Source organism: Leclercia sp. UBA7405 (assembly GCF_037152215.1).
GTDB classification, from domain to species: Bacteria; Pseudomonadota; Gammaproteobacteria; order Enterobacterales; family Enterobacteriaceae; genus Enterobacter; species Enterobacter pneumoniae.
Map to the genome: position 1 here is coordinate 403,376 of NZ_JBBCMR010000003.1, position 11,883 is coordinate 415,258.

General features: G+C 54.5%; 13 protein-coding genes. 10 read left to right on the plus strand and 3 right to left on the minus strand.

Annotated elements, in window-relative coordinates:
- Positions 1 to 141: 141 nt before the first annotated feature.
- Both WFN75_RS17250 and sstT read left to right on the plus strand, forming a co-directional pair.
- Entirely contained in the window at positions 142 to 1,110 is a 969-nt protein-coding gene (locus WFN75_RS17250; protein WP_207292442.1) for a TerC family protein, read from the plus strand.
- 264 nt (positions 1,111 to 1,374) lie between these two features.
- Complete coding sequence (sstT, locus tag WFN75_RS17255; protein ID WP_336996583.1) at positions 1,375 to 2,616, plus strand: serine/threonine transporter SstT; 1,242 nt, start codon at positions 1,375 to 1,377, stop codon at positions 2,614 to 2,616.
- A 16-nt stretch (positions 2,617 to 2,632) separates the two neighbouring features.
- Here the strand turns inward: sstT and WFN75_RS17260 are convergent, their stop codons facing one another.
- From WFN75_RS17260 to uxaC, 3 genes are all read right to left on the minus strand, one after another.
- Positions 2,633 to 3,187, minus strand: a complete 555-nt coding sequence (locus tag WFN75_RS17260; protein ID WP_233800519.1) for a YgjV family protein — start codon at positions 3,185 to 3,187, stop codon at positions 2,633 to 2,635.
- 74 nt (positions 3,188 to 3,261) lie between these two features.
- Positions 3,262 to 4,749 (minus strand): UxaA family hydrolase, encoded by a 1,488-nt coding sequence (locus WFN75_RS17265; protein WP_046885810.1) that lies wholly within the window; start codon positions 4,747 to 4,749, stop codon positions 3,262 to 3,264.
- Between the two features lie 17 nt (positions 4,750 to 4,766).
- A complete protein-coding gene (gene uxaC, locus WFN75_RS17270; RefSeq protein ID WP_207292444.1) occupies positions 4,767 to 6,179 on the minus strand; it encodes a glucuronate isomerase in 1,413 nt (470 codons plus the stop codon).
- Between the two features lie 475 nt (positions 6,180 to 6,654).
- Between uxaC and WFN75_RS17275 the strand changes: the two genes are divergently transcribed.
- The 8 genes from WFN75_RS17275 (at position 6,655) to WFN75_RS17310 (ending at position 11,792) form a co-directional block, all read left to right on the plus strand.
- Positions 6,655 to 7,953, plus strand: coding sequence for an MFS transporter (locus WFN75_RS17275; RefSeq protein WP_046885808.1), 1,299 nt, complete (start codon positions 6,655 to 6,657; stop codon positions 7,951 to 7,953).
- 120 nt (positions 7,954 to 8,073) lie between these two features.
- Positions 8,074 to 8,850 carry a transcriptional regulator ExuR gene (gene exuR, locus WFN75_RS17280; protein WP_336996584.1) on the plus strand — a complete coding sequence of 259 codons (777 nt, stop codon included), beginning with the start codon at positions 8,074 to 8,076 and terminating at the stop codon, positions 8,848 to 8,850.
- 348 nt (positions 8,851 to 9,198) lie between these two features.
- Complete coding sequence (gene yqjA / locus WFN75_RS17285; protein WP_336996585.1) at positions 9,199 to 9,861, plus strand: DedA family general envelope maintenance protein YqjA; 663 nt, start codon at positions 9,199 to 9,201, stop codon at positions 9,859 to 9,861.
- Positions 9,845 to 10,237: an EnvZ/OmpR regulon moderator MzrA gene (gene mzrA, locus WFN75_RS17290; RefSeq protein WP_336996586.1), complete on the plus strand. Its 393-nt coding sequence runs from the start codon at positions 9,845 to 9,847 to the stop codon at positions 10,235 to 10,237. Before yqjA ends, mzrA begins: the two co-directional genes overlap by 17 nt.
- Positions 10,238 to 10,391: 154 nt before the next feature.
- A complete protein-coding gene (locus WFN75_RS17295; RefSeq protein ID WP_040073930.1) occupies positions 10,392 to 10,760 on the plus strand; it encodes a DUF1090 domain-containing protein in 369 nt (122 codons plus the stop codon).
- A gap of 29 nt (positions 10,761 to 10,789) precedes the next feature.
- Entirely contained in the window at positions 10,790 to 11,095 is a 306-nt protein-coding gene (locus tag WFN75_RS17300) for a DUF883 family protein (RefSeq protein ID WP_040073929.1), read from the plus strand.
- Between the two features lie 2 nt (positions 11,096 to 11,097).
- Positions 11,098 to 11,496: a phage holin family protein gene (locus WFN75_RS17305; RefSeq protein ID WP_040073928.1), complete on the plus strand. Its 399-nt coding sequence runs from the start codon at positions 11,098 to 11,100 to the stop codon at positions 11,494 to 11,496.
- Positions 11,493 to 11,792, plus strand: coding sequence for a YqjK-like family protein (locus WFN75_RS17310; protein WP_046885805.1), 300 nt, complete (start codon positions 11,493 to 11,495; stop codon positions 11,790 to 11,792). The genes WFN75_RS17305 and WFN75_RS17310 overlap by 4 nt, the downstream gene beginning before the upstream one ends.
- Positions 11,793 to 11,883: the final 91 nt, after the last annotated feature.

Genomic DNA, 11,883 nt, shown 5'->3' on the forward strand with positions numbered 1-11,883 from the left:
CAAAACCGCATCCGGTCGCCGGGCAACCTTCATGGTTGTAAGTGAGACCTTGCCGAAAGGCGAGGTCTATGCATAAAAAGCTAACGGCTATCGTCTTTCGACCATAGCCGTTTTTGTTTTTTATGTGCGAGGAAAAAAATTATGCACTCTGTCGGCACTCCAATGTTGTGGGGCGGATTCGCGGTTGTCGTGCTCATCATGCTGGCGATAGACCTCTTTTTGCAGGGTCGTCGCGGCGAACACGGCATGACCATGAAGCAAGCCGCCGCCTGGTCCCTGGTGTGGGTCACCCTCTCTCTGCTCTTCTGCGCCGCTTTCTGGTGGTACCTGGCGACAACCCAGGGCCGCGCTGTCGCCGATCCGCAGGCGCTCGCCTTCCTCACCGGTTATCTGATTGAAAAAGCGCTGGCGGTGGATAACGTCTTCGTCTGGCTGATGCTGTTCAGTTACTTCGCGGTACCGGCGGCGTTGCAGCGCCGGGTGCTGGTTTATGGGGTACTGGGTGCCATTGTCCTGCGTACCATCATGATCTTCGCCGGTAGCTGGCTGATTACGCAGTTCGAATGGCTGCTGTATGTCTTTGGCGCGTTCCTGCTCTTCACCGGGGTCAAAATGGCGCTGGCGAAAGAGGACGAAACCGGCATCGGCGAAAAGCCGATGGTCAAGTGGCTTCGCGGCCATCTGCGCATGACCGATACCATCGAGAGCGAGCACTTCTTTGTGCGCAAAAATGGCCTGCTGTTTGCCACGCCGCTGCTGCTGGTGCTGATTCTGGTTGAGCTGAGTGATGTGATCTTCGCGGTGGACAGCATTCCGGCGATCTTCGCGGTGACCACCGACCCGTTCATCGTCCTGACCTCAAACCTGTTTGCGATTCTGGGCCTGCGTGCCATGTACTTCCTGCTGGCGGGCGTCGCGGAGCGCTTCTCAATGCTGAAGTATGGCCTGTCGGTTATCCTGGTCTTTATCGGTATTAAGATGCTGATTGTCGACTTCTATCATATTCCGATCGCCATCTCGCTGGGCATAGTGTTTGGCATTCTGGCGCTGACCTTAATCATCAACGCCTGGGTGAACCATCAGAACGATAAAAAGCAGCAGACGCAGTAAGGTCGGATATCGCCTCCTGACGCGTTAAATTCGACTGAAAACGGTAACCTCCGGGTTGCCGTTTTTTTTGGATATTGCTCTGCTCCGCAAAAATGTAAACAGACAGTTAAAAAACATGACGCAGTGCGTAAATTCCAGCATTTTGCGCTTCCCCCTTACCGCACATTCTTTATACTCAACCAGGCAAACATTTAGTTACATCCAGACACAAACGTGACTGAGATCACGGCCAGGATGGAACGCAATTTCACTTTAGGAATTTCTATGACGACACAATCTTCGGGTCTGCTTCAACGCCTCGTGCATGGCAGCCTGGTAAAACAAATCCTGGTGGGCCTGGTGCTGGGTATCTTATTGGCACTGGTCTCTAAACCTGCGGCAATTGCCACCGGTCTGCTCGGTACACTGTTTGTTGGCGCGCTGAAAGCGGTGGCGCCGGTGCTGGTGTTAATGCTTGTGATGGCCTCTATTGCTAATCACCAGCACGGCCAGAAAACCAATATCCGCCCTATCCTGTTCCTTTACCTGTTAGGCACATTTTCTGCTGCGCTGACGGCGGTCATTTTTAGCTTCCTCTTCCCTTCAACGCTGCATCTGACCAGCGCTGCGGGAGACATTACCCCACCATCCGGCATCGTTGAGGTGCTGCGTGGCCTGCTGATGAGCATGGTCTCTAACCCGGTGGATGCCCTGCTGAATGCGAACTATATCGGCATCCTGGTGTGGGCAATTGGCCTGGGCTTCGCGCTGCGTCACGGTAACGAAACGACGAAAAACCTGGTCAACGATATGTCCAATGCCGTGACCTTTATGGTGAAAATCGTGATTCGCTTCGCCCCTATCGGTATCTTCGGCCTGGTCTCTTCCACGTTAGCAACCACCGGCTTCGACACCCTGTGGGGTTATGCCCAGCTGCTGATGGTATTGATTGGCTGCATGCTGCTGGTCGCGCTGGTGATTAATCCGCTGCTGGTCTTCTGGCAAATCCGTCGTAATCCGTACCCGCTGGTACTGATGTGCCTGCGCGAAAGCGGCGTATATGCCTTCTTTACCCGCAGCTCCGCAGCGAACATTCCGGTGAATATGGCTCTGGCCGAGAAGCTGAACCTGGATCGCGATACCTATTCGGTGTCGATTCCGTTAGGCGCAACCGTGAATATGGCCGGCGCGGCGATTACCATTACCGTACTGACTCTGGCGGCCGTACATACGCTGGGTATTCCGGTTGACCTGCCAACGGCGCTGCTGTTGAGCGTGGTGGCTTCACTGTGCGCCTGTGGTGCATCCGGCGTGGCGGGCGGCTCGCTGCTGCTGATCCCACTGGCGTGTAATATGTTTGGCATTCCAAACGAGATCGCCATGCAGGTGGTGGCGGTGGGCTTCATTATCGGCGTATTGCAGGACTCCTGCGAAACGGCGCTGAACTCATCGACCGATGTACTGTTCACCGCAGCAGCCTGCCAGGCAGAAGAGGCGCGTCTGGCGAAAAACGCCCTGCGCAGTTAACACTCAAGCCCTTCCGTCAACGGACGGAGGGGCGCTCTTCCCGCAAGTCTTTCTCTACTTTAAACGGATCGATTCCCCTGCGCTGCATGCGCCAGAAACGGATGATGTTCAGCCCGTTCATGACCAGAAAACTCCCTTCGATTAAGGTCCCGCCAATCGACCCCAACCAGAAGTTATGAATCACCCAACAGAGCGTGGAGCACCAGATAATGCAGCGCATCGTCAGCCCTTTGCTGCGAAACAGCGCCCAGGTGCTAACGATGGTACTGGCAACCGGCAGCAACTCCATGGGGTGATGGAATTTAGCCAGCCCGATGCCGCCCGTCAGGACAATAAACACCGTCATCACCCACAGACTGCGGGTGCGCAGGGTAATAAGCGTGCGCACGGTATTGAGCATGGCGCTGGAGCCAGCCGGAAAGGCTCCCATCAGAAAGAAATGGATCCCAATAACGGCGCTGTAGAGGGAGAGCTGGATTTTGAATTTCCGCTCGTCGCGGTTGAGGAAGGTGGTAATGCCGATCAGAAAGGCGAAGACACCAACGCCCTGGGCAAGCCAATACGCGGTCATGAAAGTTTCCTGTGGTCAGGCAAAAAGAAACGGCGCTTCCTTAAGAAACGCCGCTTTAATTCGATCCCTGTGATTTACAACGTCACGCCGCTTTTGAAGATCGCCAGCTCACGGAAGTCGTTTTTCTCGTTACAGGTAGATTTGCCGTTTGCAATATCAACAATCAGATCAACAAACTCATCCAGCACCTGGGGCATCCCTTTGCCGTGGATCAACTGGCCTGCGTCGAAATCGATCCAGTGCTTCTTCTTCGCCGCCAGCTCGCTGTTGGTGGCAATTTTCACCGTAGGGACAAAGCCGCCGTACGGCGTACCGCGCCCGGTACTGAACAGCACCATATGACAGCCTGCTCCCGCCAGGGCGCTGGTGGCGACCGCGTCGTTGCCCGGCGCGCTCAGCAAGTTCAGGCCGTGCGTCTTCAGGCGTTCGCCGTAGCGCAGCACATCAACCACCTGGCTGGCCCCTGCTTTCTGCGTACAGCCGAGGGATTTCTCCTCCAGGGTGGTGATCCCGCCCGCTTTGTTGCCCGGCGACGGGTTTTCATAGATGGGCTGGTTGTGGGCGATAAAATACTGTTTGAAGTCGTTGACCATGGTCACGGTCTTTTCAAAGGTCGCTTCATCGCGGCAGTGGCTCATCAGAATACGCTCTGCGCCGAACATCTCCGGCACTTCAGTCAGCACGGTGGTGCCGCCGTTGCCAATCACGTAATCAGAGAAACGTCCCAACATCGGGTTAGCGGTGATGCCGGACAGACCGTCAGAACCGCCGCACTCGAGGCCGAATTTTAGCTCGCTCAGCTTACCTGGCTCGCGTTTATCGTGGCGCATCGCCTCATACAGCTGGTGCAGCTGCTCAAGCCCCGCTTCCACTTCATCATCCTGATGCTGACAGACCATAAAGTGCACGCGATCGGGATCATACTCCCCCAGGGTCTCGCGGAAGGCATCCACCTGATTGTTTTCACAGCCGAGACCTACCACCAGCACTGCACCGGCATTCGGGTGACGCACCATATTTTGCAGCATGGTCCGGGTATTAATGTGGTCGTCGCCCAGCTGCGAGCAGCCGTAGGTATGGCTAAACAGGTGAACGCCGTCGATACCTTCGGCGTTGTTCGTCTCTTTCAGGAAACGGTTCTGCATCTGACGGGCCATGGCGTTCACGCAGCCGACGGTCGGCAGGATCCACAGCTCGTTGCGGATCCCCACCTCACCGCTGGCGCGGCGGTAGATCTCCACGTCGCGATCCGCGGCCTGCTGCTCCCCGGCCTGGAAATCGGGTTGATAGCTGTACTCGTCCAGATCGCTCAGATTGGTGCGGGTATTGTGGGAGTGAATGAATTCACCCGGCGCAATGTCTGCCAGCGCATGGCCGATAGGCAGGCCGTATTTGACGACATTCTCCCCTTTGGCAATCAGGCGCAGGGCAAACTTATGTCCGCGCGAAACAGCCTGACGAAGCGTGACGCTCTGGTTATCAAAAGTCACTTCCGTGCCTTCGGCCAGATCCGCCAGCGCTACCGCAACGTTATCCAGCGAATGGATCTTGATGTATTGCATATCAACCCCTAACGGCCTTAGTTCAGTTCAATGGCGAAGTAGTCACGCGCATTGTTAAAGCAGATATTTTTCACCATTTCGCCCAGCAGCTGGATATCTGCCGGTGCTTCGCCCGCGGCGACCCAGCGGCCGATCATCTGGCAGAGAATGCGGCGGAAATATTCATGGCGTGTATAAGACAGGAAGCTACGACTATCGGTCAGCATCCCGACGAAGCGGCTTAACAGACCCAGCTGCGCCAGCTGCGTCATCTGACGCTCCATGCCGTCTTTCTGATCGTTGAACCACCAGCCGGAGCCAAACTGCATCTTGCCTGGCATCCCTTCGCCCTGGAAGTTACCGATCATGGTGCCCAGCACTTCGTTATCGCGTGGGTTCAGGCAGTAGAGGATGGTTTTTGGCAGCAGGTTCTCTTCGTTTTGCTTGCTCAGCAGTTTAGAGAGCTCTTCCGCCAGCGGGCGGTCGTTAATGGAGTCAAAGCCCACGTCCGGTCCCAGCAGTTTGAACTGACGCAGGTTGTTATTACGCAGCGCGCCAATGTGGTACTGCTGAACCCAGCCGCGACGGGCATATTCCGCGCCCAGCCAGACCAGTACGGCGGTTTTAAACTGCGCCACTTCGTGTTCGCTTAGGGTTTGACCTGCCAGGCGACGGGCCAGAATGCTGTCCAGCTCGGCTTCACTGGAATCGGCAAACAGCACCACGTCCAGCGCATGGTCAGACACTTTACAGCCGTGCGCCGCGAAGTGATCCAGACGTTTTGTCAGAGCCGTTTGCAGGTCAGTAAAGCGACGAATCTCGGTATCAGAGACGTCGCCAAGCTTCGCCATGTAATCGTTAAAGGTGGCCAGTTCAATATTGAAGGCTTTATCCGGGCGCCAGCTTGGCAGCACTTTCACATCAAAGCTGCTGTCTTGTGCAACGATGGCGTGGTGCTCCAGTGAGTCAATCGGATCGTCGGTGGTGCCGACCATCTTCACGTTCATCTGCTTCATGATGCCGCGGGCAGAGAATTTGTCCTGCGCCAGCAGCGCGTTGCACTCATCCCAGATCTCGTCTGCCGTGGTCGGGGACAGCAGTTTGCCTGTGATACCAAACGGACGACGCAATTCCAGGTGCGTCCAGTGGTACAGCGGGTTACCGATGGTGTGCGGCACGGTTGCCGCCCAGGCATCAAATTTCTCGCGGTCTGACGCATCACCGGTGCAGAGGCGCTCGGCTACGCCGTTAGTGCGCATGGCGCGCCACTTGTAATGGTCACCTTTCAGCCAGATGTCATACAGGTTTTTGAAGCGATAATTTTCGGCAACCTGCTGCGGCGGCAGATGGCAGTGGTAGTCGAAAATCGGCTGGTCTTTTGCATAGTCATGATACAGGCGGCGGGCAAATTCGGTATCTAACAGGAAATCGTCGGTCATAAACGCGGTCATATCGTCATCCTCATTACGAGTGCGTCAGAAAGCTTATGTTCAGATGCTGCAAAGTTATCACACCAATTTCCAGAGCCAGAAGATTTTTTCGTGAGTTAGATCAATAAACGCCCACAAAAAAATTACCTCCAAAGGGGCAGAGGCCGCTGGAAGCCGCGCCAGCACTGGCTTAGCTCGCCGCAGATAATGACCTTACAAAGATTCACACTTTTGTGATGTCACTCACCTTTTAAAGTTGTATGACAAGTTATCTTCTCGCCGTCGCAATTTATAAGCCGACGGAATGATTTACCGGTTTCTATCACAACCGGAATACACGGTACGGATACCGACTTATGCACGATTCACTTATGGCAAGGTTCGGGCCGTTCCGGGAGACACTCCCGGTTACGCCCTCCCGTTAAAGAAGCCGCTCAGGTTTACCGAGAGAGGCGCTGCGCCAGAGCGCAGATATAACATAACGATGAGGTTTTACATGCGTAAAATTAAAGGGTTACGTTGGTACATGATCGCACTGGTGACGCTTGGCACCGTGCTGGGCTACCTGACGCGTAACACTGTGGCGGCTGCGGCGCCAACGTTAATGGAAGAGCTGCACATTTCGACCCAGCAATACTCTTACATCATCGCCGCTTACTCTGCGGCATACACCATCATGCAGCCCGTTGCCGGCTATGTGCTGGATATTCTCGGCACCAAAATTGGCTACGCCTTCTTCGCCGTCACCTGGGCAGTATTCTGCGGCGCGACCGCGCTGGCGGGCAGCTGGGGTGGACTGGCGCTGGCACGTGGCGCAGTAGGTGCTGCAGAAGCCGCTATGATCCCGGCCGGCCTGAAAGCCAGCTCTGAATGGTTCCCGGCGAAAGAGCGCTCCATCGCCGTTGGCTATTTCAACGTGGGTTCTTCTATTGGTGCGATGATTGCCCCGCCGCTGGTGGTATGGGCTATCGTGATGCACAGCTGGCAGATGGCATTCATCATCTCTGGCGTGCTGAGCTTTGCATGGGCAATGGCGTGGCTGGTCTTCTATAAACACCCGCGCGATCAGAAAAAACTCTCTGAAGAAGAACGTGAATACATCATTGGTGGTCAGGAAGCACAGCACCAGACCAACAACGGTAAAAAGATGTCTGTCTGGCAGATTCTGGGTACCCGTCAATTCTGGGGTATCGCCCTGCCACGCTTCCTGGCAGAACCGGCCTGGGGTACCTTCAACGCCTGGATCCCGCTGTTCATGTTTAAAGTTTACGGCTTTAACCTGAAAGAGATCGCCATGTTTGCCTGGATGCCAATGCTGTTTGCTGACCTGGGCTGCATCGTAGGGGGTTACCTGCCGCCACTGTTCCAGCGCTGGTTTGGTGTTAACCTGATTGTGTCACGTAAGATGGTTGTGACCATGGGCGCACTGCTGATGATTGGCCCAGGCATGATCGGCCTCTTCACCAGCCCGTACGTGGCGATTGGCCTGCTGTGCATCGGTGGTTTTGCTCACCAGTCTCTGTCTGGCGCGCTGATTACCCTCTCTTCCGACGTCTTTGGGCGTAACGAAGTGGCAACCGCCAACGGCCTGACCGGTATGGCGGCCTGGACCGCCAGCACCCTGTTTGCACTGGTTGTGGGCGCACTGGCAGATACTATCGGCTTTAGCCCGCTGTTCGCGGTACTGGCGGTGTTCGACGTGCTGGGGGCCATCGTTATCTGGACGGTACTGAAAAACCAGTCAGCCGAGGAGCTGGCAAAGAGCACGATAGGCGGCCCCGCCGCCCAGAGTTAGCGAAGAAAAGTGTGAACTAAAGCCGCCTGTCAGGGCGGCTTTTTTGATGGCGAAATCTGGTGGGGGTTTAGCAAAAGTGGTATAACAAATATCATCTGCCGTACCCTGCCTGGAGCGCATATGGAAATCAACGAACCCCGTCGTCTTTATCAGCAACTTGCTGCCGAGCTGAAAGATCGCATCGAGCAAGGCGTCTATCTGGTGGGCGATAAACTGCCTGCGGAGCGTTTCATTGCCGATGAGAAGAGCGTCAGCCGCACCGTGGTTCGTGAAGCTATCATTATGCTGGAGGTCGAAGGTTACGTCGAAGTGCGTAAAGGTTCAGGCATTCATGTTATCTCCAGCCAGGCAAAACACTCCCCGGCACCGGACGAAAGTCTGGAATTTGCCAGTTACGGCCCCTTTGAGCTTCTGCAGGCGCGTCAGCTTATTGAAAGTAATATCGCCGAGTTTGCCGCCACCCAGGTGACCAAACAGGACATCATGAAGCTGATGGAGATCCAGGATAAAGCGCGACAGGAAAAATGTTTCCGCGATTCCGAATGGGATTTGCAATTCCATGTCCAGGTGGCGCTCGCAACGCAAAACACGGCGCTGGCGGCGATTGTTGAAAAAATGTGGACTCAGCGCGTTCATAACCCGTACTGGAAAAAACTGCACGATCATATCGATTTACGCACTGTGGATAACTGGTGTGACGATCATGACCAGATCCTTAAAGCCTTGATTCGAAAAGATCCGTATGCGGCGAAGCTGGCCATGTGGCAGCACCTCGAGAACACTAAACAGATGCTGTTTAACGAAACGAGTGATGACTTCGAATTTAACGCTGACCGTTACCTTTTTGCCGAAAATCCGGTTGTTCACCTTGATACTGCCGCAAGCGGCACAAAATAGTTTTCTTCTCTGCTGGCGGGCGCATCATTGCGCCTTCTGGCGTCTGTGGGTAAGCAAACCTCTATAGTGTCAGCCTTTGTAAATACCCTCGCGTCCCCTCCCTGGGTTAAGCCAAAATCACATCATTATCCTCGCGAAATTCTGTGACGCAGAACCGCGGGGTTTGTTACAATTAGATGCAATTTGCATTTCTGTAAGTTAGTGCTTGCTTACCCAGCCATTTAACAGGGAACAGTTCTGGCCACACAATGTGTCCGCGAGCGATCATAATGTCTTTATAAAAACTATCGCCGTGCTGTTTTGACCCGGTTGACGGGCATGACGTTAACCGATTTCCAGGAACACTGAATGGAACTTTTTACCCAATTACTTAATGCCTTATGGGCCCAGGATTTCGAAACCCTGGCCAATCCTTCCATGATTGGCATGCTCTATTTTGTCCTGTTTATGATTCTGTTTCTTGAAAACGGCCTGCTACCCGCCGCGTTTTTGCCGGGCGATAGCTTGCTGGTGCTGGTAGGGGTGCTCTGCGCAAAGGGGGCGATGGCCTTCCCGCAAACGGTAGTGTTACTGACCATTGCCGCCAGCCTGGGCTGTTGGTTGAGCTACATTCAGGGGCGATGGCTGGGCAATACGCGTATTGTGCAGAACTGGCTTTCGCATCTTCCGGCGCACTACCATCAGCGTGCGCACCATCTGTTCCATAAGCATGGTCTTTCCGCCCTGCTGCTTGGCCGTTTCATCGCGTTCGTCCGTACCCTTTTACCTACCATAGCAGGCCTCTCCGGCCTGAACAGCGCCCGTTTTCAGTTCTTCAACTGGATGAGCGGCCTGCTGTGGGTACTGATTCTGACCACCCTGGGCTATGCGCTCGGCAAGACGCCCGTGTTCCTTAAATATGAAGACGCACTAATGTCGTGCCTGATGTTGCTTCCGGTGGTGCTGCTGGTGTTTGGCCTGATTGGCTCGCTGGTTGTTTTGTGGAAGAAAAAACATGGGAGTCGAGGTTAACGTGCGCCTCTCAATGCGACAGTTTACTTACGCCATGATGGCGCTGTGTATGCTCAGCGCCATGCTGCTGGTCTGGAAAGCGCTCCAGACCCACGAGTCTACGCTGGCGATTCGCCCGGTGATTCAGGGTTCGAGCGTGCCAGATGGCTTTTCCATCTGGCACCATCTGGACGCTAATGGCATTCGATTTAAAAGCATTACGCCTCAGAATGACGTGCTGTTAATCACCTTCGACTCCAGCGCCCAAAGCGCTGAAGCGAAAAAGGTGCTCGACCGTACGCTGCCGCAGGGTTATATCATCGCGCAACAGGATGATCCTAACCAGGCTGCACTCTGGCTAACTCGCCTGCGTGATACCTCTCGCCTGGCGGGCTAAACTTCCAGGATTCTGAATCTTTTCACCCACTTTGGTGATATCGCCGTTTACTTACTATGCTTAAGTACGCGGAGCACCTCTCGATGTACTCCGCAGCACTCTGGAAAATCGGCATTTCGTTAGGATTTGCCGTTAACAATGGAAGGTTTCAATCATGAATTACCGCATCGTTCTGGGTCTTGCCCTTTTTTCAATTAGCACAGCGTCTTTCGCCACTTCCCTGTGTCAGGAGAAGGAACAGGATATCAAGCGTGAGATCAGTTACGCCGAAAAGCATAACAATCAGAGCCGCATCAGTGGTCTGAAAAAAGCGCTGAGTGAAGTACAGGCGAACTGTACGGACAGTAAGCTGCGTGCTGAACACCAGAAAGATATTGCTGAGCAGAAAGAAGAGATTGCCGAACGCCGTCAGGATCTGGTGGAAGCAAAAGCGAAAGGCGATGCGGATAAGATCGAAAAGCGTGAAAAGAAACTGAAAGAAGCGCAGGAAGAGCTGCATGCGCTGGAGTCTCGCGATTATTAAGCCAACGGAAGTCTTAACAGGAGAGAATCATGTCCAAAGATACCACATCGGAACATCTGCGCGCTGAACTGAAATCCCTGGCGGATACCCTGGAAGAGGTGCTGAATACCTCTTCAGACAAATCAAAGGAAGAGCTGAGCAAACTGCGCAGTAAAGCCGAAAGCGCCCTGAAAGACAGCCGTTATCGCCTGGGTGAGACAGGTGACGCGCTGGCCAAACAGACCCGTGAAGCAGCCGCTCGCGCGGATGAATATGTACGTGATAACCCGTGGACCGGAGTGGGCATTGGCGCCGCTATCGGTGTCGTTCTGGGTGTCCTGCTGACGCGTCGTTGATTATGGAAGATCCTCGTCAAGCACAAGGCCCTGCAAAAAACGTCCTCGGCATTGGGCAGCGTATTTTAACCACTCTGGTTGGCATCGTGGAGACACGCGTCAGGCTGGCTGTGGTTGAACTTGAAGAGGAGAAGGCCAACCTCTTCCAGATGCTGCTTATGCTGGGGCTGACCATGCTCTTCGCCGCCTTTGGCCTGATGAGCCTGATGGTGCTGATTATCTGGGCGATTGATCCGCAGTATCGTCTGAACGCCATGATCGCGACTACCGTAGTATTGCTGGTGGCAGCCCTGATTGGCGGGATTTGGACGATGCGCAAAGCGCGTCAGTCAAGCCTGCTCCGTCATACTCGTCATGAACTGGCCAACGACCGGTCTCTGCTGGAGGATGACAAGTCGTGAGTGACAAATCAGATCGTCAACAGCGAAAGGCGTTTCTGCTGAGCCAGATCCAACAGCAGCGGTTGGATCTGTCCGCCAGCCGTCGCGACTGGCTAGCCGTAACGCGTTCGTACGATCGCGGCTGGAATACCTTTCTGAGCTTACGCTCATGGGCGCTGGTTGGCAGCAGCGTGATGGCTATCTGGACGGTACGCCATCCCAATCTTCTGGTTCGCTGGGCACGTCGCGGTTTTGGCGCATGGACCGCATGGCGACTGGTTAAGTCGACACTTCGCCAGCAACAGCTAGGTAATTAGCCCCACTCCGCAGGCCGGGTTAGTCCTTATCCGGCCTGCGCACCCCTTTCTGATTGCTCAATATCTTTGATTAAGATTGACAGTTTTCCTT

Coding starts and splice junctions, on each gene's coding strand:
- WFN75_RS17250 (WP_207292442.1), top strand. CDS start 142: ATGCACTCTGTCGGCACTCCAATGTTGTGGGGCGGATTCGCGGTTGTC.
- sstT (WP_336996583.1), top strand. CDS start 1,375: ATGACGACACAATCTTCGGGTCTGCTTCAACGCCTCGTGCATGGCAGC.
- WFN75_RS17260 (WP_233800519.1), bottom strand. CDS start 3,187: ATGACCGCGTATTGGCTTGCCCAGGGCGTTGGTGTCTTCGCCTTTCTG.
- WFN75_RS17265 (WP_046885810.1), bottom strand. CDS start 4,749: ATGCAATACATCAAGATCCATTCGCTGGATAACGTTGCGGTAGCGCTG.
- uxaC (WP_207292444.1), bottom strand. CDS start 6,179: ATGACCGCGTTTATGACCGACGATTTCCTGTTAGATACCGAATTTGCC.
- WFN75_RS17275 (WP_046885808.1), top strand. CDS start 6,655: ATGCGTAAAATTAAAGGGTTACGTTGGTACATGATCGCACTGGTGACG.
- exuR (WP_336996584.1), top strand. CDS start 8,074: ATGGAAATCAACGAACCCCGTCGTCTTTATCAGCAACTTGCTGCCGAG.
- yqjA (WP_336996585.1), top strand. CDS start 9,199: ATGGAACTTTTTACCCAATTACTTAATGCCTTATGGGCCCAGGATTTC.
- mzrA (WP_336996586.1), top strand. CDS start 9,845: ATGGGAGTCGAGGTTAACGTGCGCCTCTCAATGCGACAGTTTACTTAC.
- WFN75_RS17295 (WP_040073930.1), top strand. CDS start 10,392: ATGAATTACCGCATCGTTCTGGGTCTTGCCCTTTTTTCAATTAGCACA.
- WFN75_RS17300 (WP_040073929.1), top strand. CDS start 10,790: ATGTCCAAAGATACCACATCGGAACATCTGCGCGCTGAACTGAAATCC.
- WFN75_RS17305 (WP_040073928.1), top strand. CDS start 11,098: ATGGAAGATCCTCGTCAAGCACAAGGCCCTGCAAAAAACGTCCTCGGC.